This window comes from Amycolatopsis keratiniphila (genome assembly GCF_000400635.2).
Taxonomy (GTDB): domain Bacteria; phylum Actinomycetota; class Actinomycetes; order Mycobacteriales; family Pseudonocardiaceae; genus Amycolatopsis; species Amycolatopsis keratiniphila.
The window spans coordinates 6268775-6291116 of sequence record NC_021252.1 but is presented as its reverse complement, the minus strand read 5'-3'; the positions used below and the strand labels follow the sequence as shown (position 1 = coordinate 6291116).

Annotated in this window: 27 protein-coding genes; 14 read left to right on the top strand and 13 right to left on the bottom strand. The window is 69.1% G+C overall.

Annotated elements, in window-relative coordinates:
* Window positions 1-14 precede the first annotated feature (14 nt).
* Entirely contained in the window at window positions 15-395 is a 381-nt protein-coding gene (locus AORI_RS68720) for a helix-turn-helix domain-containing protein (RefSeq protein WP_016335869.1), read from the bottom strand.
* A gap of 28 nt (window positions 396-423) precedes the next feature.
* Between AORI_RS68720 and AORI_RS68715 the strand changes: the two genes are divergently transcribed.
* Window positions 424-1119 carry a methyltransferase domain-containing protein gene (locus tag AORI_RS68715; protein ID WP_016335868.1) on the top strand — a complete coding sequence of 232 codons (696 nt, stop codon included), beginning with the start codon at window positions 424-426 and terminating at the stop codon, window positions 1117-1119.
* Between the two features lie 47 nt (window positions 1120-1166).
* Window positions 1167-2405 carry an HNH endonuclease signature motif containing protein gene (locus AORI_RS68710; protein WP_420806972.1) on the top strand — a complete coding sequence of 413 codons (1239 nt, stop codon included), beginning with the start codon at window positions 1167-1169 and terminating at the stop codon, window positions 2403-2405.
* A gap of 789 nt (window positions 2406-3194) precedes the next feature.
* Here AORI_RS68710 and AORI_RS84455 read toward each other — a convergent pair.
* A complete protein-coding gene (locus AORI_RS84455) occupies window positions 3195-3851 on the bottom strand; it encodes a SagB/ThcOx family dehydrogenase (RefSeq protein WP_228688209.1) in 657 nt (218 codons plus the stop codon).
* A gap of 99 nt (window positions 3852-3950) precedes the next feature.
* Here AORI_RS84455 and AORI_RS84450 point away from each other — a divergent pair, with 99 nt between their 5' ends.
* Window positions 3951-4250 carry a hypothetical protein gene (locus AORI_RS84450; protein ID WP_228688208.1) on the top strand — a complete coding sequence of 100 codons (300 nt, stop codon included), beginning with the start codon at window positions 3951-3953 and terminating at the stop codon, window positions 4248-4250.
* A gap of 72 nt (window positions 4251-4322) precedes the next feature.
* Here the strand turns inward: AORI_RS84450 and AORI_RS84620 are convergent, their stop codons facing one another.
* Both AORI_RS84620 and AORI_RS68700 read right to left on the bottom strand, forming a co-directional pair.
* Window positions 4323-4445, bottom strand: a complete 123-nt coding sequence (locus tag AORI_RS84620; protein ID WP_255431501.1) for a hypothetical protein — start codon at window positions 4443-4445, stop codon at window positions 4323-4325.
* Window positions 4446-4532: 87 nt separating this feature from the next.
* Entirely contained in the window at window positions 4533-7439 is a 2907-nt protein-coding gene (locus tag AORI_RS68700; RefSeq protein ID WP_016335865.1) for an AfsR/SARP family transcriptional regulator, read from the bottom strand.
* Between the two features lie 431 nt (window positions 7440-7870).
* Between AORI_RS68700 and AORI_RS68695 the strand changes: the two genes are divergently transcribed.
* Both AORI_RS68695 and ku read left to right on the top strand, forming a co-directional pair.
* Window positions 7871-8149 (top strand): YggT family protein, encoded by a 279-nt coding sequence (locus AORI_RS68695; protein ID WP_016335864.1) that lies wholly within the window; start codon window positions 7871-7873, stop codon window positions 8147-8149.
* 58 nt (window positions 8150-8207) lie between these two features.
* On the top strand, window positions 8208-9140 hold the full coding sequence (gene ku, locus AORI_RS68690) for a non-homologous end joining protein Ku (RefSeq protein ID WP_016335863.1): 933 nt from the start codon (window positions 8208-8210) through the stop codon (window positions 9138-9140).
* On the opposite strand, the gene AORI_RS68685 is transcribed toward ku, so the two are convergent.
* Complete coding sequence (locus AORI_RS68685; protein WP_016335862.1) at window positions 9127-9774, bottom strand: B3/B4 domain-containing protein; 648 nt, start codon at window positions 9772-9774, stop codon at window positions 9127-9129. The two genes, ku and AORI_RS68685, sit on opposite strands and share 14 nt — an antisense overlap.
* 11 nt (window positions 9775-9785) lie before the next feature.
* A complete protein-coding gene (locus AORI_RS68680) occupies window positions 9786-10397 on the bottom strand; it encodes a LysE family translocator (protein ID WP_043849051.1) in 612 nt (203 codons plus the stop codon).
* Between the two features lie 139 nt (window positions 10398-10536).
* On the opposite strand from AORI_RS68680, the gene AORI_RS68675 reads away from it, so the two are divergent.
* The 3 genes from AORI_RS68675 (at window position 10537) to AORI_RS68665 (ending at window position 12212) form a co-directional block, all read left to right on the top strand.
* Window positions 10537-11037 (top strand): hypothetical protein, encoded by a 501-nt coding sequence (locus tag AORI_RS68675; RefSeq protein WP_016335860.1) that lies wholly within the window; start codon window positions 10537-10539, stop codon window positions 11035-11037.
* Entirely contained in the window at window positions 11037-11921 is an 885-nt protein-coding gene (locus AORI_RS68670) for an alpha/beta fold hydrolase (protein ID WP_016335859.1), read from the top strand. The genes AORI_RS68675 and AORI_RS68670 overlap by 1 nt, the downstream gene beginning before the upstream one ends.
* Window positions 11922-12005: 84 nt before the next feature.
* The gene (locus AORI_RS68665) at window positions 12006-12212 is read left to right on the top strand and encodes a CsbD family protein (RefSeq protein ID WP_016335858.1); all 207 of its coding nucleotides are present in this window, start codon (window positions 12006-12008) and stop codon (window positions 12210-12212) included.
* Window positions 12213-12258: 46 nt separating this feature from the next.
* On the opposite strand, the gene AORI_RS68660 is transcribed toward AORI_RS68665, so the two are convergent.
* The gene (locus tag AORI_RS68660; RefSeq protein WP_016335857.1) at window positions 12259-13365 is read right to left on the bottom strand and encodes a cytochrome P450 family protein; all 1107 of its coding nucleotides are present in this window, start codon (window positions 13363-13365) and stop codon (window positions 12259-12261) included.
* A gap of 86 nt (window positions 13366-13451) precedes the next feature.
* Here AORI_RS68660 and AORI_RS68655 point away from each other — a divergent pair, with 86 nt between their 5' ends.
* The 3 genes from AORI_RS68655 (at window position 13452) to AORI_RS68645 (ending at window position 15303) form a co-directional block, all read left to right on the top strand.
* Window positions 13452-13919, top strand: a complete 468-nt coding sequence (locus tag AORI_RS68655) for a MarR family winged helix-turn-helix transcriptional regulator (protein ID WP_016335856.1) — start codon at window positions 13452-13454, stop codon at window positions 13917-13919.
* 95 nt (window positions 13920-14014) lie between these two features.
* Complete coding sequence (gene sigK, locus AORI_RS68650) at window positions 14015-14611, top strand: ECF RNA polymerase sigma factor SigK (protein ID WP_016335855.1); 597 nt, start codon at window positions 14015-14017, stop codon at window positions 14609-14611.
* Window positions 14608-15303 carry an anti-sigma factor gene (locus tag AORI_RS68645; RefSeq protein WP_016335854.1) on the top strand — a complete coding sequence of 232 codons (696 nt, stop codon included), beginning with the start codon at window positions 14608-14610 and terminating at the stop codon, window positions 15301-15303. Before sigK ends, AORI_RS68645 begins: the two co-directional genes overlap by 4 nt.
* Here AORI_RS68645 and AORI_RS68640 read toward each other — a convergent pair.
* From AORI_RS68640 to AORI_RS68615, 6 genes are read right to left on the bottom strand one after another with little or no spacing between them, the layout of a single operon-like run.
* Window positions 15300-16235: an SDR family NAD(P)-dependent oxidoreductase gene (locus tag AORI_RS68640; RefSeq protein WP_016335853.1), complete on the bottom strand. Its 936-nt coding sequence runs from the start codon at window positions 16233-16235 to the stop codon at window positions 15300-15302. The two genes, AORI_RS68645 and AORI_RS68640, sit on opposite strands and share 4 nt — an antisense overlap.
* A 60-nt stretch (window positions 16236-16295) precedes the next feature.
* Window positions 16296-16862 carry an alkaline shock response membrane anchor protein AmaP gene (locus AORI_RS68635; RefSeq protein ID WP_016335852.1) on the bottom strand — a complete coding sequence of 189 codons (567 nt, stop codon included), beginning with the start codon at window positions 16860-16862 and terminating at the stop codon, window positions 16296-16298.
* The gene (locus tag AORI_RS68630) at window positions 16859-17386 is read right to left on the bottom strand and encodes a DUF6286 domain-containing protein (protein ID WP_016335851.1); all 528 of its coding nucleotides are present in this window, start codon (window positions 17384-17386) and stop codon (window positions 16859-16861) included. The genes AORI_RS68635 and AORI_RS68630 overlap by 4 nt, the downstream gene beginning before the upstream one ends.
* Window positions 17383-17769: an Asp23/Gls24 family envelope stress response protein gene (locus AORI_RS68625; protein ID WP_016335850.1), complete on the bottom strand. Its 387-nt coding sequence runs from the start codon at window positions 17767-17769 to the stop codon at window positions 17383-17385. Before AORI_RS68625 ends, AORI_RS68630 begins: the two co-directional genes overlap by 4 nt.
* Before the next feature lie 5 nt (window positions 17770-17774).
* Window positions 17775-17951, bottom strand: coding sequence for a hypothetical protein (locus AORI_RS83940; protein WP_016335849.1), 177 nt, complete (start codon window positions 17949-17951; stop codon window positions 17775-17777).
* A 41-nt stretch (window positions 17952-17992) separates the two neighbouring features.
* Window positions 17993-18451, bottom strand: a complete 459-nt coding sequence (locus AORI_RS68615; protein ID WP_016335848.1) for an Asp23/Gls24 family envelope stress response protein — start codon at window positions 18449-18451, stop codon at window positions 17993-17995.
* 245 nt (window positions 18452-18696) lie between these two features.
* Between AORI_RS68615 and AORI_RS68610 the strand changes: the two genes are divergently transcribed.
* From AORI_RS68610 to AORI_RS68600, 3 genes are read left to right on the top strand one after another with little or no spacing between them, the layout of a single operon-like run.
* Complete coding sequence (locus AORI_RS68610) at window positions 18697-20142, top strand: alpha/beta hydrolase (protein WP_016335847.1); 1446 nt, start codon at window positions 18697-18699, stop codon at window positions 20140-20142.
* A gap of 16 nt (window positions 20143-20158) precedes the next feature.
* Window positions 20159-21661: a sensor histidine kinase gene (locus AORI_RS68605; RefSeq protein ID WP_046200022.1), complete on the top strand. Its 1503-nt coding sequence runs from the start codon at window positions 20159-20161 to the stop codon at window positions 21659-21661.
* Window positions 21658-22311, top strand: a complete 654-nt coding sequence (locus tag AORI_RS68600) for a response regulator (protein ID WP_016335845.1) — start codon at window positions 21658-21660, stop codon at window positions 22309-22311. Before AORI_RS68605 ends, AORI_RS68600 begins: the two co-directional genes overlap by 4 nt.
* The last annotated feature ends 31 nt before the right edge of the window (window positions 22312-22342 follow it).

Sequence of the window (22342 nt, the reverse complement as noted above, 5' to 3'; positions counted from 1 at the left end):
GGCGCGGGTCCGGATCAACCGGCCCGCGCCACCGCCTCCCGGAAATGCGCGCACTGGGTGAAATCGTCGTGCTCGCACCCGAGAGCGCAGTCGACGATCGCGAGTGAGGCCTGTGCTGCCGCTATCCGTCGTTCGAGCTCTTGCTTGTGCTGCTTGAGGATCGCTTCGCGATCGCTGGGCTTCTGGAACATCTCGCGGATGCCGTCGAGGCTCAGCCCCGCCTCTTTCGCGCGCAGGATGATCGCGATCCGGTAGAGGTCGTTGTCGTCGTACCGCCGCCGATCGCCCGTCCGCGCCGGCTTGAGAAGGCCCACGGATTCCCAGTGGCGCAGAACGTGCGTCGCCAGGCCGAAGCGCTCGGCGACCTCGCCGACGCTCAAGGTGCTTGACTTCATGTCGACATTAAGTCGGACGATCCCGGGTATGTCCATGATGCAGCGGCTCGACGCCGCCGATGCCCTGCCGGGAGCCGCCGAACTGCGTGCCCGGACCTACGAACTGCTCCGGCTCGAACCCGGCTCCGCGGTGATCGACGTCGGTTGCGGTGCGGGGCTGGCCGTCTCGGAGTTGTCGGCGCGGGGTCTTCGGGCTGTCGGCGTCGACCTTTCGGGCGAGATGATCGACGAGGCCCTTCGACGTTGGCCTGAGCGGGATTTCCTTCTCGGGGACGCTTACGCGCTGCCGGTGGACGGTGGGTTCGCGGGCTACCGGGCGGACAAGGTGTTCCATGAACTGGCGGAGTCGGAACTCGCTCTCGCCGAGGCGCGGCGGGTTCTGGTCCCAGGTGGACGGGTCGTGCTTTCCGGGCCCGACTGGGAGGGCCTGATGATCGATTCCTCCTACCCGGCGCTGACACGGGAGATCGTGCGTGCCCGGGCTTCGGTGATCGCCGCGCCTCGGATCGCGCGTGGGTTTCGGCGGCTGCTCACCGGGTGCGGATTTCGCGACGTCTCGATGGAGGGGCTCATCGGGTTTCTCGGTGGGGAGTCGTTTTTTCGCGGGCTGGTTGAGGTTGCAGTCCGGGTGGGGGCTATTTCTGTTGAGGAGGGGGAGGTTTGGCTGGCGGAACAGGTTGATGTTGTTGCTGTGCCGCAGTTTCTGGCTTCGGGGGTGGCTTGAGTCTTTGTGTTTCGAAAACTGTCGGTGGTCGGTTGTACGTTCTGGGTGTGGACACTCTCAACGCCACTGTGGCGCTCTTGAAGGAAATCACTGCGTCGGAATTTTTGAGGGAGGTTAATGGTTCGCTGGATACGTTGGGGGATGACGATGCCGTGGCTGCTGCTGTTGCGGCGTCGGAAGGGATCGCGCGGTTGGAGGCTGTTCGGTTTCGTGCTTTGGGGCGGTTGAGTCGGTATCGTGATGGTGTCTCCAGTGTGGTGCAGGAGGTCGCGTTGGCTCTGTCTGTTGTGGACGGTCATGCGGCTGGGTTGGTGTCGACGGCTGAGGCGTTGATGACCCGTCTGCCTCGCACGCTGGGGTTGCTGGATGCCGGCAAGGTGGGTGGTTTCGGGGCGATGAAAGTCGCTGCGGCCACGGCGTGGTTGTCGGATGACGATGCTCGCGCGGTGGATGCGGTTCTGGAGGACCGGTTGCCGGACCGGAACTCTGATCAGGTCCGGAAGGCGGCTAGTCATGCGGCGATGATGGCCGATCGGGACGGGGCGGCTCGGCGGGCTGAACGGAATCGTGGTGGGCGGCGTTTGTCTGTGCGTCATGGTGAGACTGGGGTGGCGTCGATCGAGGTCGAGGACGGTCCTGTGGAGAAGGTGGCTGCCGCGTATACGCGGATCGATCGTGAGGCGCGGGCGCTGCGGGCTGGTGGGGAGACACGCACGTTGGATCAGCTTCGTGCGGATGTCGCTCTTGATCTTTTGCTGGGTGGTCAGGGTGGGAAGAGTGAGCGGTCGGAGGTGTTTCTTTACATGGACTTGAACACCTACCTTGGGCTGAACGATGATCCGGCGGAGATGGCGGGGCATGGGCATATTCCGGCGTCGTTGGCGCGGGAGATCGCTGGTGGGTCGAATACGGTGTTGCGGCGGATCATCACGGATCCGTTGTCGGGGCAGGTTCTCGATCTAGGGCGGGATCGCTATCGGCCTACCGCCGGTCTCGGTGAGTTCGTGCGGGTGCGGGATCGTGAGTGCCGAAGACCGGGGTGTCACCGGGTGGCGCAGGCCTGCGATCTGGATCATTCGGTGCCGTGGCAGTTCGGTGGTCATACCGCGGATACCGAGTTGGTCGATCTGTGCCGTCGTGACCATCGGTTGAAGGACGAGCTTGGTTGGAACTATCGGTTGGGTTCGGATGGGACCTTGACGATCACCACGCCTACGGGGCAGAGATACGACAGCTCGCCTCCGCCGCTGCATGAACCTCGGGCGGAGGAACCGCCGCCGTTCTGAGTAGTTGCCGGAAAACGGCCAGGGTGTTCACGAGGTTGCGATTCCGGTAGCGGCCCTTGCTGGAGCCGCGTCATGATCGGTGGGCGTCGCCGGAAAGTGGCAACGGCTTGCGGACAGCCCGGCTTGCTTAGGACAGTGTCGCCGTCTTGAGCCGCGCCATGATCAGTGGCGACGCCGGAAAATGGTGAGAACCGCATGGCCGCGTGAGAGCCGACAGAGCAGCGTCACCGGGACTTGGTGCCGCCAAACGGTAACGGCTCATGAGCGTGAGCCTCCCGGAGGGATCCGATACCAAGCTGGCCGATCGCGACGACCCGTTGAAGACGAGCCCGGCCAACCTCGGACGGCACTTTCACGAGCGCGACGCTTGCTGGGCAGAGTTGCGTCAGCTCGCGTTCGCCGCCGTTTCGAGTTGTCGTCGGAAAACGGCAACGGCCCGCGGCTGCGGGTACCCGTCCGAGGAATTGATACCGAACTGGTCGATCGCGACCACCGGTTGAGGACGAGCCGGCCAACCTTCGACGGCTCTTTCACGGTCGCGACGCCCGTTGAGCAGAGAGGCTTCAGCTGTATGAATCTAGTGCTGGGGAGGCGAAGTCGTTGCCGGGAAACGGCGGGAACCGCAAGAGGCTCGCGAGCGCTGGCAACCACCCAAGGCCTCGATCGTGGGACCAAACCCTGCCCGACGTTAAAGCAGCACACCACCCTCGCTGCACGAGAAACCACCACGGTTCCAGGCCGTCGCCGAAATCCGGCCACGCCTCCACCGCCGGACCGGATCAGCCGCCGTCACAAACGATTGCCCACCACAGACATACCGAGCACCAGCTCGTTCGCCGGATCACATCCAAGGAGGTCCTCGACCAGTTCGTCGCGGAGCGCGGCGGTGAACGTGACGTTCAGGCCCAGCGCGGTCGCCAGCAGGTACACGGTTTGGCTGAGGTGGCCGACGTCCATCAGCAGCACGCGATACGTGCGGCTCACCGGGTACTTCCACTGGTTCCGCTCGATGACGCTGGTGTAGATCAGCAGCGCGCCGGCGTTTCCGGTCCACTGCTGGTCGCCGGCGAGCGCGATCAGCTGGTCGTCGTCGATCTTGCCGTCCAGCGGCGTGAGGCCGTGCCGGAAGCCGTCGTAGTGGTAGGCGCCGCGGGCCAGGCCCTCGACGTTCCTCGCGTAGACGTACACCTCTGTCGGATGCCGCGCGCCGCCCGACGGGCTCGTCTTGAAGACGTTCCCGGTGGCGGGGATGTCGGGATGCGTTTCCGGCCTCGTCGGCCTGGCCGCGGTGAGAAGCGCGCTCAAATCGCGCAGCCGTAAGGGTTCTTCGCCGAACTCGCGGACGCTTCTGCGCCGGCTCAGCGCGTCGCCGAGCCCGATCGTGTTCAGTGGTTCCGGTGACGGTTCGGGCAGCGCGATCGTGTGGCGCTCGCCCGAAGGCCTCACCGGAGAAGGCGGAGGGCTGACCTTCGCCTTCTCCAGCAAGGTTTTAGCCGTCGTTTCGCTGGTCGTGAACTCGGTCTCGCGTAACGAGCGCGTGCCGAAGTGAAACGCCCGGGCGGACGTTCCCCAAGGGCCCCAATCCCGAAGGATCTCTTCTTCACGTCGTTGCCGGTGAGAACCTTTGACCACCAGTACTTCGTACCGGATCATCGCTCGCGCGATACGGACGAGCCTTTCCCCGATCTCGGGATTCTCATCCGCTTCGTGGACCGATTCCGGTTCTCGCCAAGAACTGAACCAACGCAGGACGCGTTCGGTTCCTTCGGCGAGTTTGAGCTGGCGATGACCGAGGTGATCGTCCCAGACGACGTCACCATCGGACCAATAGAGCGTTCCGCATGAGGAAACCCTGACCAGCATCGAATGTCTTGCGCCCCAGTCCCCAGTAAATACTTTCCGAATACGTCAGGTCATTCAGCGTCGCGAGCGGAAAGGAGGCCCGCCGTGCGGCGGCGGCTCGAACCCGCCCCAGGTGCTCTGCGCCTTGTACTCCGCTTCGAGCTCGTACAAGAACTCGTCTTCATCCTCATCGTGCATGCCGCCGATCCTCTCCGTGAACGGTTACTCCGGTCAAGCGAATATACCTACGCCAACAGGGTACCGGAGCAGAACGGCTAATTACGCCTAGTAATCGTTCAGGCGCTGTTTGAGTTCGCGAACCTCGGGCGACTCCGAAATGCCGAGATCGGTGTAGAGGCGCAATGCGAACCGGCGATGACGGTCCGCATTCAGTCGCTCACCGAGAATGTCGAAGGCGAACGCCATCTCCTTGTGGGCGATGGGCAGCATGCTGCGATTCCCGGTCGATTCCAGCACTTCCACCGCGGTCCTCAACTGGCTGACCGCGAGCGCGCCGTCACCGAGTCCGCGCGAATTGATACCGAGGGCGAGAAAGCATTCCGCCTCGAGATCGGGTGATTCGTTCTCCTGCGCGAGCCGCAGTGCCTGGTCGAGTTCCTCGGCGGCTTCGGGATAGCGCCTGCTCTCGGTGTGGATCAGCCCGATCCGGTGCCGGGCGCGGGCCTCGATGAGCACGCTGCCGTGGGCATGGGCGGTCTCGCGGACCCAGCCGAGATGTTCGATCGCCTGGTCCGGCTCGCCCTTGAGCCAGTGGGTGACCCCCGAGTTGCCCCTCGCCCGGCACTGCATCCGGACGTCGCCGGTGGTCGACGCCAGCTCGAACACCTCGTTGAACAGCCGGTTCGCCTCGGTGAACTCGTTGAGCCGCCACAGGGTCAGCGCGTACATGTGCAGGGCCTGGTATTCGAGGACCACGTTCCCGGTGACCCGCGCGGCGGACAGGGCGAGGGTCTCCAGCTCCCTGGCCTGCCGGTAGTAGCCGCGGTTGTCGAAGTAGCGCCACACCGCCGAACAGAAGGGCACGAGGTCCGAGTACTGCTGATGGTTGTTCATCGCGACGGCCACCGGCAGCACGTTCTGCCATTGCGCGTCCATCCAGTGCGCGGCCTGGTCGTAGTCCGCGAAGGACTGTCCGAACTCGCTCTTCGGGACCTCGAGGCCGCCCGGCTCCTCTTCGGAATCCGGGTCGATGAACTCCATCGCGGCCGCGACGGTGCTGCGGTAGTAGTCGAACAGCCGCCGCATCATCGCCTCGCGCTGGTGCTCGGGCTCCTCGGCGAGCAGGAGCTCGCGACCGTAGCTGCGGAGGAGGTCGTGCATCTCGTAGCGGTCCATCGACGGCTGGCGCAGGAGGTTCACGTCGACGAGGCGTTCGGCGAGCCGCCGGGCCTCGGCGAGGTCGACTTCGGCCAGGGCCGCCGTGGAGTGGAGATCGAACGCGGCACCGGGATGGTGGCTCAACCGGCGGAACACCCGGCGTTCGGTTTCGGACAAGTTCAGATAGGACACCCGGAACGCGCCCGCGACGTCGCGTTCCCCCGCGGTGAGCTCGCCGAACCGGTTCCGCTCGTCGCGCAGCTGCCTGGCGACGAAGTCGAGCGTCCACGACGCCCGCGCGCGCAGCCTGCTCGCCGTGACGGCCAGCGCGAGCGGGAGATCACCGCACAGGCTCGCGACCTGGTCGGCCGCGTCCGGGGACTCCCGCTTCAACCGGGACGGCCCGACGATCCGGCCGAGCAGGTCCACCGCGTCGGCCCGGCTGAACGGTTCCAGCGAGAGCAGCTCGGCGCCGTCGAGGTCCACGAGCCGGGTGCGGCTGGTGATCAGCACACAACAGCTCGCCGCACCGGGTAGCAGCGGGCTCACCTGCGTCGCCCCGATGGCGTTGTCCAGCACCAGGAGCACACGTTTGCCGGCGAGGCAGCTGCGGAACAACGCCGCGCGCTGCTCGGTGCCGGCGGGGATGTCCGAACCCTGGATGCCGAGCGACCGCAGCAGCGCTTCGAGCGCGGCTCCCGGATCGACGGGGTCTCCGGCCGGGGAGAACCCTTCGAGGTTCACGAACAGCTGCCCGTCCGGGAAGAGCGGGGCGAGCCGGTGCGCGGCGTGGACGGCCAGCGCGGTCTTCCCGACGCCGGGCATGCCGTCGATCGCGATCAGCCGCGGCCCCGCCGAGGAGTCGTCCTGGCCGATTTCGAGGACGGTCCGCAGTTCGGTGGCGCGGCCGCCGAACGCGGGGAGGTCCGCGGGAAGCTGTGCGGGACGGGGGAAGAGCGCCTTCTGCGCGTCGGCGTCTTCGCGGCGCCCGCCGGTGTCCATTCCGGTACGGAGCCCGCCGACGCCGTACCGGACGAGGGCGCCGTCCTCCATCAGTTCGGCGTCGGCGCGCAGGATCTGCTGGTGGAGCGCGCTCAGCTCGGCGCTCGGGTCCACGCCGAGTTCCTCGGCGAGCGCGATCCTGGTCCGGTCGAACGTCCGCAGGGCGTCGGCGCCGCGACCTGCCCGGTAGAGCGCCAGCATGGTGAGGCACTGCAGGGTCTCGCGGGTGGGATGCCAGGCGGCGAGGTCGAAGGCCTCACGAGCCGCCGCCTCGGTCTCGCCGAGCCGGAGCCTGGCGCCGATGAGGAGTTCGCAGGCGGCGAGGCGTTCTTCGTCGAGGCGCCGCGCCGTCTGCTCGATGGCGTCGCCTTCGAGACCGTCGAACGCCGGGCCGCGCCAGAGCGAGAGCGCGTCGGCCAGTTTGGCGGCCGCCTGGGAGATCAGCCCGGCCGCCAGGAGCTCGGCGCCCTGGTTGTAGTCGGCCTCGAAGCGGACAGAGTCGAGCGAGGCGCTGCTGATGACGACGCGGTACGCCGAACCGGTGGTGACCACGGCGGACCGGGCCACCCCGAGGTCGTGCCGCAGCCGCGCGATCGCGTTGCTGACCTGGCGGACCGCGGTCTTCGGCGGATTTTCGGGCCACATCGTGCCGATCAGGTACGACACCGGGACGAGCCTGCCCGCGTTGATCAGCAGGGCGGCGAGGAGGCGCTGTTCACGGCGTCCGCCCAGCCGGACGGGGACGCCGTCGACCTCGGCTTCGAGCGGGCCGAGAACGGAGAAGCCGAGCTGGGAACTCTGGACGGCGGTTCGAGGCGATCCCGCCGAATCGGGTAGACGATCAGCGGTCATATGCCACTATGTCGTCCGAGGCCGTGAGCGTGCTCACGCACTACCTCCAGTCCGTTCGCCGGCTGATCGGCACCCTAGCCCACCGCTTCGGCCTCCAGCCAGGTCGGCGCGGGGCGCGCCGTACTGCATTCGGCCTAACGGGCGTGCGCGGGCCTGCCCTGAAACCTTCCCGATTCTACGCCCCATGGCCGCTGATCTGCGCGGATGTCCGCCGGTGGAGAGCCGATGTAATTCCGATGCAGGCCCTTGGAAAGCTGAAGGCACAGCTGGCGGGTCGGAGCGACGGGGCAGCGCGCCGAACCGTGTGTAGGGGCTCCGCGGCGGTTGGCCTTCGTACTGGGGGTGGCCAACCGCCCTGGTAGCCCTTTCTTCTCGTCACAGGTCGCTCCCAGCTGAGCACGGCACACTGGACCGAAGAGGAGTGTGCCGTCATGAGTGCTCTTGGTGATATCGCAGGTGTCCTGCTCACCCTGTTCCTGGTCGTGCTCATCGTCCGGCTGGTGCTGGACTGGGCCGTCAATCTCGCCACGCGGCTGCCCGCCTGGGCGTTCCGGGTCCGCGACTTCGCCCATCGGCTGACCGAGCCCGTCCTGGCGCCGGTCCGCCGCGTGCTCCCTCCCGTGCGGACCGGTGGCGTGGCGTTCGACCTCGCCTTCACCCTCGTGTTCCTCGGGGTCGTGCTCCTGCAGTCCCTCGCCTTCAGTCTCTGACCAGGTGTGATCCGCCGCGATCACGGGTACCAGATCGCTGGAGGAGAGGAGTGTGCCCATGCGCCCGGTCTGGAGCGGTTCGCTTTCGCTCGGTCTGGTGACGGTGCCGGTCCGCCTGTACAGCGCGGTCGAAGACCATACGGTCCACTTCCGCCAGTTCCAGCGCGGCACCGAGGACCGCATCCGGTACCGGCGGGTGAACGAGCGCACCGGCAAGGAAGTCGGCTACGAAGACATCGTCAAGGGTTACGAGCTCGACAGCGGCGAGTACGTCGTCGTCGAGCCGGAGGAACTGGACGAGATCGCGCCCGGCCGGTCGAAGTCGCTCGACATCGAGAGCTTCGTCGAGCTGGACGCCATCGACCCGATGTTCTTCGACAAGACCTACTGGCTCGCGCCCGCGAAGGACGAGTTCGAGCGTCCGTACGCGCTGCTGCTCGAGGCGATGGACTCGTCGGGGAAGGCCGGGATCGCCAAGTTCGTCATGCGCGGCCGCGAGTACCTGGCACTGGTGCGTTCCGGCGACGGCGTGATGGTGCTCAACACCCTCCATTTCGCGGCCGACCTGCGGGATCCCGCCGAGCAGCTGCCGGACCTGCCCGGCAAGGCGAAGGCGCGCGGCAAGGAACTCGACATGGCCGTCAACCTGATCGACGCGATGAGCGACGAATGGCGGCCCGAGGAGTACCGCGACACCTACACCGACCGGGTCCGGGAGCTGATCAAGGCCAAGAAGAAGGGCGACACCATCACACCGGCCACCGAGCCCGGGGAGCCGACGAAGGTCGTCGACCTGTTCGAGGCGCTTTCGAAGAGCGTGGAGAGCGGAAAGGCCAAGAAGAAGTCCGGGGCGAAGAAGAAGCCGACAGCGAAGAAGGACCTCTCGTCGCTGTCGAAGGCCGAATTGGACAAGCTGGCGCGGGAACGCGACATCAAGGGACGGTCGAAGATGACCCGCGCGAGCCTGGAGAAGGCGCTCAAGGCCTCGTGACGACGCCTGCCGCCGCGAGTTCGCCCGCGATGGCCTCGATCAGGAGCCGGACGTCCTCCGCCGCCGTCGCGTGCAGCCCTTCGGACACGATCAGTACGTCGGACGTCGTGGCGGAGACCGCGGAATGCCCGCTCTGCCGGTTCGTCCATCGCCGTGCGTGGGCCTGGCCGTCCTCGTCCGCGAAGATCACCTCGCCGGGGTTCGGCTGCTCGACCGTGCCGGCGAAGGTCACGTACTTCTCGTCGCCGCGAGCGTGACGGACTTCCAGCGAGCCGCTGATCTTCGCGACGTCGAGCACGGCGACCGGGATGGCGTAGGCGACCGAAACCGCGTTGCAGAGGTCGATCACCGGATGGATGCGGGGGAGCGTGCCTTCTTTCCGCAGCCTGCGCAGCAACGATTCCGACGCGCAGCGGTACTGCGTCGGCTTCAGGCCCATCTTGGCGAACGCCCGCCGCCACGCCTGGATCTCGGGGAACTCCGATTCCGGGCCGTCCGCGAGCCGCCGCGTCGCCCGCGCGACGAACTTCTCGAGATCGACCGGCAGGTCCGGGGTGATCCCGGTGGCTTGGAGGGTGCCGACGGCGAGGCCAGGGTGGCCGGAACGGACGTCAGGGTGGTGCTGGAGTCGCATGCTGGACCTGTCTACTGGGTGGTGAACGCGAGTTTGGCGCCGAGCGCGGCGAAGGAACCGGCGAAGACCCGCCGGAGCCAGGCGAGCACGCGCGGCCGGGAAAGAACGTGGTGCCGCACGCCGGCGGCGAGGATGCCGTACACGCTGAACACCACGAACGTCGCCAGCATGAACACGCCGCTCAGCAGCAGCATCCGGGGAATCGAACCGGGCTCGCCCGCCGGGACGAACTGGGGCAGGAACGCGAAGAAGAACAGCGTCAGCTTCGGGTTCAGGACGTTGATCAGGACGCCGGACGTGATCGTCCGCAGCGCGGACGTGGGTTCGGGATCGCCCTCCACGACGATGGCTTCCCGGTCCTTCAGCGTCGCCCACGCCATGTAGAGCAGGTACGCCACACCGAGGTACTTGAGAATCTCGAACGCCACCGCGCTCGCGTGCAGCAGCGCCGCGAGGCCGGTGATCGCGGCGATCATGTGGGGGACGATGCCGAGGGTGCAGGCGGTCGCGGCGAGGACGCTCGCGCGTCTTCCGCGGGCCAGCCCGGCGGAAAGGGTGTAGACCACGCCGGTGCCGGGCGTGGCGACCACGACCAGCGTGGTGATCAGGAAGGCGATGCTCACGCCGACCACTGTGCGCGCCGTTTGGCCTCGTGGACAGAGCCAAACCCGTGCCACTCCACTGGACCAAAGGGTTGATCGACGGGTTCACCGGATGGAGTGGCATGATGCACGCTCGCACGTCGACGAGGAAGGCCTTGGTTTGAGCGCGCGCACTTCCCAGATGGACGACCTGCGGCTGGTGGCACAACCGAACGCCGTGTTGTGCTCCGAGCTCTTCGTCCGTCTCATCTTGTCGGATTGGTCCTTGCGGCCGTTGCTCGATCAGGCGAAGACCGCCGCCGCCAGACTGGTGGGCACGCTGGTCGACGCGGCCGATCCGAAGGAGCCGCCGTTCCTGACGCTGAGGTTGCGCCTGCGCTCGGACGTGCTGGTCATCGAGGTCGACCACGAGCTGGACGGGCTTCCGGTGCCGACGCCCGCGCCGGGCGAGCGGACCGGGGTGGCGCCGAGCGCGACCGGCGGGGTGACCGTCTGGTGCGAGCTTCCGCTGCCCGGCGGCCTGTCCGCCGGACAGGTCCGGCTGCCGAGGCGAGGCGACCGGCGCACGCTGGTGGACGAACCCGTGTCCGGCGAGCCCGTCGGCGCCGATCCCGAAGTCCTGGAACGGCTTTTGACGAGGCTGAGCGGCTGGTCCGGCTGATGGCGACGAAGCGCGTCACGACGCCGGTCCTCGAGATCGAATACGAACACCTCGGCGAGGCGGGCGGGCCGCCGGTGGTCCTGCTGCACGGGTTCCCGTACGACGTCCGCGCCTACGACGAGGTCGCCGCGCTCCTCGCGGCGGGCGGTGCCTCGGTGTACGTCCCGTATCTCCGCGGCTTCGGAGGGACGCGGTTCCTCGACGACGCCACGCCCCGCTCCGGGCAGCAGGCCGCGCTCGCGCAGGACCTGCTCGACTTCATGGACGCGCTGGCGCTGGAAAACGCCGTCGTCGCCGGATACGACTGGGGTGGCCGCGCGGCGTGCATCGTGGCCGCGCTCCGGCCGGAGCGCGTGCGCGGACTGGTGTCGGTGGACGGTTACAACGTCCAGAACCTCGCTTACGCCGGGGAACCGGCGCCGCCGGAATGGGAACGCACCTACTGGTACCAGTACTACTTCCATTCCGAGCGCGGCCGCCGAGGGCTGACGGAGAACCGCGACGAGCTGTGCGCGTTGTTGTGGCGCACCTGGTCACCGACGTGGACCGGCGCCGACGCGGCGTTCCCGGCGAGCGCGCAGAGCCTCCACAATCCGGACTTCGTCGACGTCGTCATCCATTCGTACCGGCACCGGTTCGGTCTGGCGGAGGGCGATCCGCGGTATCAGGCGCTCGAAGACCTGATCGCGCGGGAGCCTGCCATCACGGTGCCGGCGGTGGTCCTGGAAAGCGGGGACGACGGCGTCGGCGGGCCCAGCGCGGCGGGCGATCGCGAGTACTTCACCGGGCCGTACGAGCATCGGGTTCTGCCAGGAGTGGGCCACAACGTTCCTCAGGAGGCGCCTGAAGCGTTCGCCGCCGCGGTGACGTCTCTGCTCGGGTGAGCGCGATCACCCGTCCGTGTGCGTGACGAATCCTGATCTTCGCTTGTCCTTCGGAGGTAAGGCACACGATCCGGAGGAGGAACGATGTCTTTGGGTGACAAGATCAGCAACAAGGCGGAAGAGTTCGGCGGTAAGGCCAAGGAGGCCGCCGGTGACGCCACCGGCAACGACGAACTGCGCGCGGAAGGTCAGGCGGACCAGGCGAAGGCCGGCCTCAAGGGCGCCGTCGAGAACGTGAAGGACGCCGTCGGCGACGCGGCGGACAAGATCCGCGACACCTTCAAGAAGTAGCGGTCCTTTCGGGCCGGGGCGGTGGGTTTCCGCGCCCCGGCCCGGTTCATCCGTGCAGTCGCACCGGCAGGCTCGTGAGCCGCGTGCCCTGGATGCCGCCGAGGAACGTCTGCCGAAGTTCCCCGTACGGCACGGCGAGCCGGGCTCCGGGGAACTCCGTGCGCAGCACCGTCGCCACCGCCCGCAGTTCGAGCTGCGCGAGCTGGGCGCCGACGCAGAAATGCGGCCCCGCCCCGAAGGTCAGGTCCGGACCCGGTTTCCTCGCCGGGTCCGTGTTGATGCCCTGGATGTCGACGAGCACCGGTGCCCCGGCGGGGAGCCGGACCCCGGCGAGGTCGAGTTCCACGGTGGTGAACCGCCACAGCGTGAACGGCGCGGGCGGATGGTCCTTGAGCGTTTCGCGGACGAGGTCGTTCACGGATGCCTTGTCCCCGTTCAGCAGCCGCGAAATCAGGAAGCCGATCGAGGCGTCGGTGGTCAGCTGCCCGGCGAAGATCAACGCGAACAGGTGATACCGAAGGTCCTTTTCGGACGTTCCGGGCGGGAGGCTGTCGCGTAGTTCCGTCGCGAGCCCCGTCCGGTTCGGCGTCAGCCCCGCGGCGGCGAGATCCGCGATCGCGGCGATGGCCTTGCCCTGCGCACCCGGTTCCGGATCCGACATGCGGCGGCAGGCGTCGACGGCGGTGTCGAGCAGGTGGAGCGGGATTCCGAGCAGGTCGAGCAGCACCGTCAGCGGAAAACGGGTGGAGAACCCGTCCATGAGGTCGACGGTCTCGCCACCGAGGTCCGTCAGCAGGGCGCGCGCGATCCGGTGGATCCGGTCCGCCTGCGCCTGGATCCGTTTGGCGCTCAGCAGTGGTGCGTGCGCACGCCGCAAACGCGTGTGTTCGGGCCCGTCCAGCGTGGTGAGGGACGGCTGTTCGGCGGCGGTCTGTTCGAGCGCCGTCCAGCCCGCGGGGGCCAGCGCCGGATCCTTGGCGATGCGGGGATCGGAGAGGACTTCGCGGGCCAGGCCCTCCTCGATGACTATCCACGCGCTTCCGCCCTCGGGGGCGGCCACTTCGACGAGGGGACCGGCGGCTCTCAGCGCGGGACGGACGGGATCGGGTTCGGTGATGCCGCGGGTCGACGCGGCGAACGGATCGGGGAGCACGGGAACTCCTTCATGAGAAAGTAGCTTCACCATGAAGGTATATTTGCGGCCGGTAGGTTGTCAAAGCACGGAACCGAGGAGGGGTGATGACGGACGATGTCGCGGCGCGGAGCGCGTCGCTCCTGGACGGCCTCCGGAGCTTCGGGGCGAACTACACCGAATTCACCCGCCGGTTCGCGGACTGGCTCGGCCTGCACGCCACCGACGCCGCCGCGCTGGTGGAGATCCTCTACGCCGAAGACACCGGATCGCCGTTGTCCCCGGCCCGGCTCGGCGAACGCATCGCCCTGACCTCCGGTGCGACCACGAACCTGCTCAACCGGCTGGAGAACCTCGGCTACGTGGTGCGGACCAGGGAGAACACCGACCGCCGGGTGGTGACCCTGCGCAGCGGCACCGACATCCAGGCGCCCGCGCGGGAGTTCTTCGGCCCGTTCAGCGCCGGGCTCGCGGCGCTCGTGGCGGAGTATCCGCCCGAAGAGATCGAACGCTTCGAGGGCTTCCTCCGGCAGCTGAAGTCCACAATGGACAAGGTGCTCGAAGAGCAGGCATGACTGGCGGACCAGTCCGATCCGCTCTCGGCACCGAATACCTCCCGGACGCCCTGGTAACCGCGTAGCCGGGCGTCGGGTGAGGTGGAGGCAGCTTGATGGTCGAGGGTGTGCGGACGAGTCCGCGCGGAAGCGGCGGCACCGGAACGGAGCCCGCCGAGACGAGTTTGATGCAACGCGTCGCGGCCGGCGACGAACAGGCGTTCGCCGACCTGTACGACGTCGTGGCGGGACCGGTGTGGGGTGTGGTGAACAGGGTCGTGCGCAACGGCACGTTCGCCGAGGAGGTCACCCAAGAGGTCCTGGTGGAGGTGTGGCGGACGGCCGCGCGGTTCAAACCGGGCAAGGGGAGCACGCTGGCCTGGGTGCTCACCATCGCGCACCGGCGGGCGGTGGACAGGGTGCGGTCGCATCAGGCCGCGCTCGACCGGGACGACCGCGCGGGCAGACTCGATTTCCGGCGCCCCTTCGACGAGGTCGCCGAGTCGACGATCAGCAACCTCGAGCAGCAGCGGGTGCGCCAGTGCCTGTCCGCGCTGACCGACCTGCAACGCGAATCGGTGGTGCTGGCCTATTACAACGGCTACACCTACCCGGAGGTCGCGGAAGTGCTCGACACCGCTCCCGGCACGGTGAAGACCCGCATCCGCGACGGCCTGATCCGGCTGCGCGACTGCCTGGGGGTGGGGCAGTGACCGCCGAACTGCACACGCTGACCGGGGCTTACGCCGTGGACGCCGTCCCGGCGGAAGAGGCCGCGGCGTTCGAACGGCACCTGCGGGGTTGTCCCGCGTGCAGCCAAGAGGTCCGTGAACTCCGGGAGACCGCCGCGCGGCTGGGCAGGGCCCTGGCCACCGCGCCACCGCCGAGGCTGCGGGAAGCGACGCTCGCTCGGGTCGCCCACACGCGTCAGTGGCCGCCCTCGATCGCGCGTCGCAGCGGGGTCGTGAAGACCCGCGTCGCCCTTTGGGGTGCCGCGGCGGCGGCCGTCGGAGCGCTGGTGTTCGGCCTGGTGACCACGGGCACCGATCCCGCGCGACCGCAGCCGACCGGCGTCGACGCCGTGCTCGCCGCGCCCGACGCCTCGACGGTCAAGAGCGCCGAACGCGGGACGACCACGGTCGTGACCTCGCGGAGCCAGGGCAAGATCGTCGTACTGGCCGGTGAACTCCCGCCGTTGGCGGCGGGCAAGGCGTATCAGGTGTGGCTCATCGGGGCGAGCGGGGTGCATTCGGCCGGTCTGCTGGCGCCGGACGGTCCACATCGGACTCGTCCGGTGCTCGCGCGGTTGCCGGACGGGATCGACCGGGTCGGCATCACCGCGGAACCCGCCGGAGGATCGCCCGCGCCGACGGTCCCGGCGGTGGTGATGGTGGATCTGACCTAGAGCCCGGTCAGCCGCTCGCAGGCCTGCCACAGTTCTCGGCGCTGCGCGGCGGTTTCCCGGGTCTTGCCGAGGTAGTGCGTCGGGCGCTGGACGCGGTCGTGCCAGAACATGCCGTTGTACCGGCCCGGTTCCTCGGCGGCGGCGAGCCACACGAACGTGTCCGCGCCCTGCTCGGGGTTCCGCAAGAGCGGGCCCGTCAGCTTCCGGAACGTCGGCAAGGAGGTCGCGACCCCGGGCGTGTCCGCCCAGCCGGGGTGGGCGCTGTGCACGGTGATCCCGGAGCCGTCCAGCCGGTCCGCCCACAGTTCGGCGAGCACCACCTGCATCCGTTTGGTGCGCGCGTAGCCGGCGGCCGGTTTGTACTCGTCGCGGCGGTACTGCAGGTCGTCGGCGCGCAGCGGCTGGCCGTACATGCCACCGGAGCTGACCCAGATCACCCTCGCGCCGTCGGAGAGCTTCGGCCGGAGCGACGCGGTCAGCAGATGGGGGCCGAGTACGTGCGTGGCCAGCATGAGTTCGTTGCCCTCGGCCGTCTCCGTGCGTTCCGCCGGCATGACTCCGGCGTTGTGCACGAGCACGTCGACCTCGCCGTCGAGATTCTTGACGTAGTCGCGCACCGACGAGATCAGGCTGACGTCGCAGTGGTCGGCGATGATCCGCGAACCGGGCGCGGCGCGCTCGATTTCGGCGCGGGCGGCGTCCCCGTCGCCGCGGATCGCGATGCGGACGGTCGCGCCCAGCTTCGCCAGGCCGATGGCCGTCGCCTTGCCCAGGCCCGCCTTCGCCCCGGTCACCACGGCGACCTTGCCCGTGAGCGCGTCCGGCGCGGGATCCCCGGGCCACCACATCCGGCGCAGGAGGTAGCCGATGTTGCCGTACCCGAGCAGGGTCCGGTCGAGCACGGTGTCGGCGGCGCGGGTCACGGTGGACATGCGGATGCTCCTCCTCGGTCGTGGTATCCGTCTTCCCGGCGAGCCCGCGGCGGAAACGTCTTACCGGATGCGGGGCCCGGCCTTCGCGGAGAAGCGGAACTCGATGGTCATCGGAAGGTCGTCGAGATCCAGCGCCTGACGCAGCCTCGGCAAACCCTCTTCGGTGATCCGTTCACGGATCGCGGCCAGATCGCCGTCCTGTTCGGCGCTCAGCACCACGGCCAGCACCGGTGCGTCCTGGGTGCCGCCGAGCGTGGCGTGCGCGGCGTGGACGCCGGGATAGGTCGCGACCTCCGCCGTGAAGGGTTCCACCGCGGTGCTCGCGGCCAGCGCGGTCCGGCCGGTGTCCTGCTCGAAACGCCAGGTGTGGGATTTGGGTTTGCGGACCGGCTGCGCGATCAGCCAGCGCAGGGCAAGCAGCCCGAGGATCACCGCGCCCCCGGCGACGGCGTACCAGACCCAGCCGGGTGGCGTGGCGGTGCCGGGGACGAGCGTGGTGGCGGGATCCAGCAGCGGGATCCGGCCGAAATGGGTGCCGACGGCGAACCCGCCACCGGCGATCAGCACGAGCCCGGTCAGCACCAGCAGGGTGCGGTTCAGCCGGGCGGGACGGTTGAGGTCGGTCATGACGCGCTCCTGGTGGCCTTGACCCGGACCCGCACGGCGGGAACGGTGGCGGGACCGATCTGGGCGAGACGGTGCTCGATGGCGGCGCGGACGGCATCGGCGAGCCCCGCGGTGTTCGTCCGCCCGGTGGTCACCACGGAGACGACCGAGCGCCGCTTCACCTTCAGCTTCGCGGCCGAGACACCGTCCACAGTGGAGGCCGCCGTGCGCAGGGTCGACCGGTAGCTGCGCCGGGAGGCGCCCGAATCCGGGCCGCCTTCGAGTGGCAGCACGGTCGGCCTTCCCGGCACGATCGCGCTCACGAGGAGCAGCAGGCCGAGAAGCGCGACCACGCCACCGGCGATCGCCGGAAGGGGATCACTCCACCGGAGATCGTGCAGCGCGGACGCGACGGCGTCGTAGCTGATCCACGGTTTCTCCCCGACGATCGTCTGGACCGCGACGGCGGCGGCCAGGACACATCCGGCGAGCACCACGAGGGCGACCAGCACGGCCGGGACACTGCGGCGGGGGCGCCGTTTCATCGGACCCTCCTCGTCTCGGTCTCCCCGGAATGCAGGGCGGTGACGGTGATGTCGACCCGCGTGACGGTCAGGCCCGAGAGCCCGCCGACGCGGCGGATCAGATGCTCGCGCACGGCCTCGGTGGTGGCGCGCACTGAAAGCGGGTACTTCACCGAAAGCCGGACGTCCAAAGTGGTCGTCGAACCGGTGACGTGCGCGCTCACCTTGGCGCCCTGGTCGAGGTCTTCGCCGCCGACCGCGATCCCGAGCACCCGGGAAGCCGCGCCGCCGACGCCGTCGACCTCGGTGATCGCCCGCGCGGCGATCCGTTCGACGGCGCCGTCGGCCACGGTCAGCCCGCCGCGCCCGTCCGTTCCGGGCGCGGCGGCGGTCATGGTCGTCATGGCGATCAGCCCCTGTCGCGGCCCGCCAGGGCCGAAAGGTCGAGCTTGCCGTCGAGGAACCTGCCGACCAGCAGGCCGAGCGCGGCGAGCACGAGCACGACGAGGAAGGCGCCGAAGCCGCCGAACGCGCCGGCCACGCCGAGCACGAGACCGGTCAACAGGCCGAGTTGGGTGGCGTTCATGAACGTTCTCCTTGCTGTCTGGCGCGGACCGGCGCCGATGGTCACTGGACTCGGCCGGACTCGGCGTTGTCGTCGGCGTCGTCGTCGCCCGGGATGTGCACGTCGGACACGTTGATGTTGACCTCGACTACCTCGAGCCCGGTCATCTGCTCGACCGCGCCGATCACGTTGCGGCGCACCGATTTCGCGAGGTCCGCGATCGCGACGCCGTATTCCACGACGATCTGCAGGTCGACCGCGGCCTGGCGCTCGCCGACCTCGACGGAGACGCCCTGCCCGGCGGACGCGGTGGCGCCCGGGATGCGCTCGCGCAGCGCGTTGAACGCGCGCACGGCGCCGCCGCCCAGCGCGTGGACACCGGTGATCTCCCGGGTCGCGAGGCCCGCGACCTTCTGCACGACGGTGTCCGCGATCGTGGTCACGCCCTGGGTGGAGACGAGCGCGCTGTTCTCGGCGGTGGAGTTCGAGTTCGGCTTGGCGGTGGTGGCGGTGTTCGTCATCGCGATCTCCTCAATTCGGATTCCGTTGCCTGCGGTGGAAGTTCTTCGCTCCCACACTCCATAGACCCAGCCGCGCGGAGATCGTCACGACCCGATCGTGTGGTCTGGATCTCATCGTTCGCGGGTATGTCTTTCGGCCTAGTCCCCGCGGCCGACACCGCCGTCCTTTTCCCTCCCGTGGAGGGTCGTGCGCGCGGTGGGCGGCGGGGTTGGATCGTCCGGTGTCCCGAAGGCAGGAGTTACGAGTGAGCTGGAAATGCGTGATGCTGTCGCTCGCGCTGGTCGCCGGATGTACCACCTCGCAGGGAAGCCCGGCGCCGGAGACCAAAGTGGACGAACCGGAGCGCGAGGCGGCACTGGCGTCGTTCTACCGGCAGACCCTGGACTGGCGCCCCTGTGACGCCCTCCAGTGCGCGAACCTGACCGTGCCCGTGGACTACCGGCGGCCGGACGGGCCGAAGTTCACGCTGCCGGTGATCAAGGCGGCGGCGACCCGGCCGGGGGAGCGGCTCGGCACGCTCGTCGCCGGCGCGGGTGGCCCCGGGCAGTCCGGGGTCGCCATGGTGAAGGACATCGCGGGCACGTGGCCCGCCTCGGTCCGGGCCCGCTTCGACCTGGTCGGCTTCGATCCGCGGGGGATCGGAGGCAGCGAACCCCGGCTCCGCTGCGAGACGGTGGGGGAGCCCGATTCGAAGGCTCCCGAGGGCCTGCCGCTGATCGGCGCCGAGGTCCCGAGTACCCGGCAGTACACCGAGGCGTGCCTGAAACACACCGGGGAGAACGTGCTGCGGCACCTGGGCACCGACGACGTCGTCAGCGATCTCGACGTCCTGCGCGTGGTCACCGGACAGGAGAAACTGACCTATCTCGGCTACTCCTACGGCACGCGGATCGGGCAGTTGTACGCCGACCGGTTCCCGAAGAAGATTCGCGCCATGGTGCTCGACGGCGTCGACAACACCTATCTCGACTGGCGGGCCGACACCGTCGAGCAGGCGAAAGGTGTGGAAGACACCCTGCTGACCTACGCGAAACAATGTGCCACGAGGACCGGCAAACCGTGCCCCGGCCGCGACGAGACCGAAATCCTGGCCACCGTCGACCGGGTACTGGCCAAAGCGGACAAAGCGGGTGACGGGAGCGCTCTTCGCTCGGAGATCTCCGCGAAAGTCACTTTTCCGGCGGACTGGCCGGAGCTGTCGGAAATCATCCTCGGCGCCGACGCTCCCTCGGACGGCTCGTCGGACGAGCCCGCCGACGAGCCGGAACCCTCGACCGACACGACCGACGCGCTCACCGTCGTCAACTGTCTCGACCGGACCCATCCCACCGATCTGGCGGCCTACGAGGACGCCGCGCGAGAGCTTCGCCGCGTTTCCCGGCTCTCGTCCGGCACGGAAGCACTCGGCTGCGCCTTCCTGCCCACCGGCGCGACGCCGTCCCGGACGGTCCGTGCGGACGGCGCGCCGCCGATCCTGCTCGTCGGGACCACGAAGGACGCCGCGACACCGTATGGCTGGGCACGGCGGCTGCCGGAAAGCCTCAAATCCGCGGTGCTTCTGTCCAATGAGGACGTCGGGCACGCCGTCTTCGGCGGTGGATCGTCCTGTGTGGACGATGCGGTCGGCCGGTATCTGGTCGACTTGACGATTCCCGCCGCCCCGGCCCGCTGCACCACCGGTCCCGTGTGATGCTGGACGCGTGAAGATGCTCGACCGGCTGCTCGCCGAGGTGCTCCTCGGCGGATTCGTCGCGGGCGTGACGGTCTTCCTCGCCGATCTGCTGCCGTCGTGGGGCTGGCCGGAGGTGTTCTCGCCGTCGGCGCCGGTGCTGACCGCGGTGATCGCCTGCGCCGTCGTGCTGGTGCTGCTGCGCCGCCGGTTCACGGTGGCCGCGCTGCTCGCCGCGACCGTGCTGTTCGGGCTGTTCCCCGCGACCGGTGTCGCGCTCGCGGTCGTCGCGCACACGGCGGGGACCCGGGGACGGCGGTGGCCGGTGTTCGCCCTCGCCGCGCTGCTGCCCGCCGCGGTCGTGCTGCTCACCCAGCCCGCCTTCCGCTGGCAGTACGTCCTCGTGGTGATCGCCGTTTCGACGGTCTCGTGCCTCGTCCTGCCCGCGCTGGCGGGGGCGATGCAGGCGCAGCGGGCGAGACTGGTGGTGGCGTTGCGCGACCGCGCCCGGCTGGAGGAACGCTCGCGGCTCGCCGAGGAGATGCACGACCAGCTCGGGCACCGGCTCAGCCTCATCACGATGTTCTCCGGCGCGCTGGAGGTCGCCGCCGAGGGCAAGGATCCCGAGTTGCGGCAGGCCGCCGGGCACGTCCGGTCGACGGCCAAGCTCGCGCTCGAAGAACTGCGGGAGTCGCTCGGCATCCTGCGGCCGGGCGGTGAGCCGGCCGAGCCCGCCGAAGCCACCGACGCCGCCGGTACGAAGGCCGACATCGAGGGCCTGGTGGCGTCGTCGCGCGATGCCGGCCTCGACGTGGCGTTCGACTGGCGTGGTTCCGACCTCGACGGCGTCCGGCCGCCGGTCCGGCGGGCCGTGCACCGCCTGGTGCGCGAGGCGCTGACCAACGTGCACAAGCACGCCGCCGGGGCTTCGGTCACCGTCGTCGTCGACCACGGCCCCGATTCGGTGCAGGTCGTGGTGCGCAACGGCGCCGAGCAGGTGACGGCGGAGCGGCTGCCCGGTACCGGGCGCGGGCTGGGCGGCCTGCGTGAACGGGTCCGTCTCCTCGGCGGGACGTTCACGGCCGGACCGGATCCGGAAGGCGGCTTCGCCGTCACGGCCGGCCTGCCGAAACGGGTGAACGCGCCACTCGCCGAAGAGCCGGGCGAGGAGCGGCCGGGCCGGATCCAGTCCGGTCTGCTGCTGACGACCGGTCTGGCGGCCGTCGCCGCGTTGCTGCTGACCACGCTCGCCTTCGTGCCGCCACTCACGCCTGCCGACCACGAGGATCCGCTGGCCAGCGTGAAGATCGGGATGACGCCGGAGGAGGTCGAGGCGTGGTTCGGCCCGAACGAACCCGCGGCGCACGCCGCCGCGGAGGGGTACGAGCCGCCGATACCCGGCGACAGCTACTGCGTCTACGTCGCGGCCGCCGATCCGCCCGACGCGGAAACCGCCGCGATCTTCCGGTTCTGCTTCGGCGACCGGGGTTTGGTGGACAAGACCTGGTTCGAGGTCCCCGTACCGGAGGAGACGCCGTGATCCGGGTCCTGCTCGCCGACGACGAACCGCTGCTCCGCGCGGGCGCGCGGCTCCTGCTGAACCAGGCGGGCGACATCGACGTCGTGGCCGAGGCCTCGGACGGCGCGGAGGCGATCGACGTCGTGCGGCGGATACCCGTGGACGTCGCGCTGATGGACATCCGGATGCCCGGGACCGGCGGGCTCGCCGCGGTCGAGGAGATCGCCCGTGAGGTGCGGGTCATCATGCTCACCACGTTCGGGGACGAGGCCTACGTGGCCCGCGCCCTGCGCGCGGGAGCGGCCGGGTTCCTGCTCAAGGACACCGATCCGGCGCAGCTCATCCAGGCGGTGCGGTCCGCGGCCGCCGGCGAGGCGGTGCTGTCACCCCGGATAGCGCAGCAGGTCATCGACCGGTTCCGCGACGCCGACGCGGCGGACGCCGACAACGCCGCACGGGCCAGGCGGCGGATCGAGGCGCTGACCGGCAGGGAGCTCGACGTCCTGGTGCGCGTGGGGCGGGGGCTCGGCAACGCGGAGATCGCGGGGGAGCTGCGGCTGTCGAACGGCACGGTGAAGATCCACGTCAGCCGGATCCTCGCCAAGCTGGGCTGCGCGAACCGGGTCCAGGCCGCGATCCTCGCGCACGACGCGGGCATTCTGCGCGGTTGAACGAGCTCCCGTTCTCTGTTAGGAAAGGTTC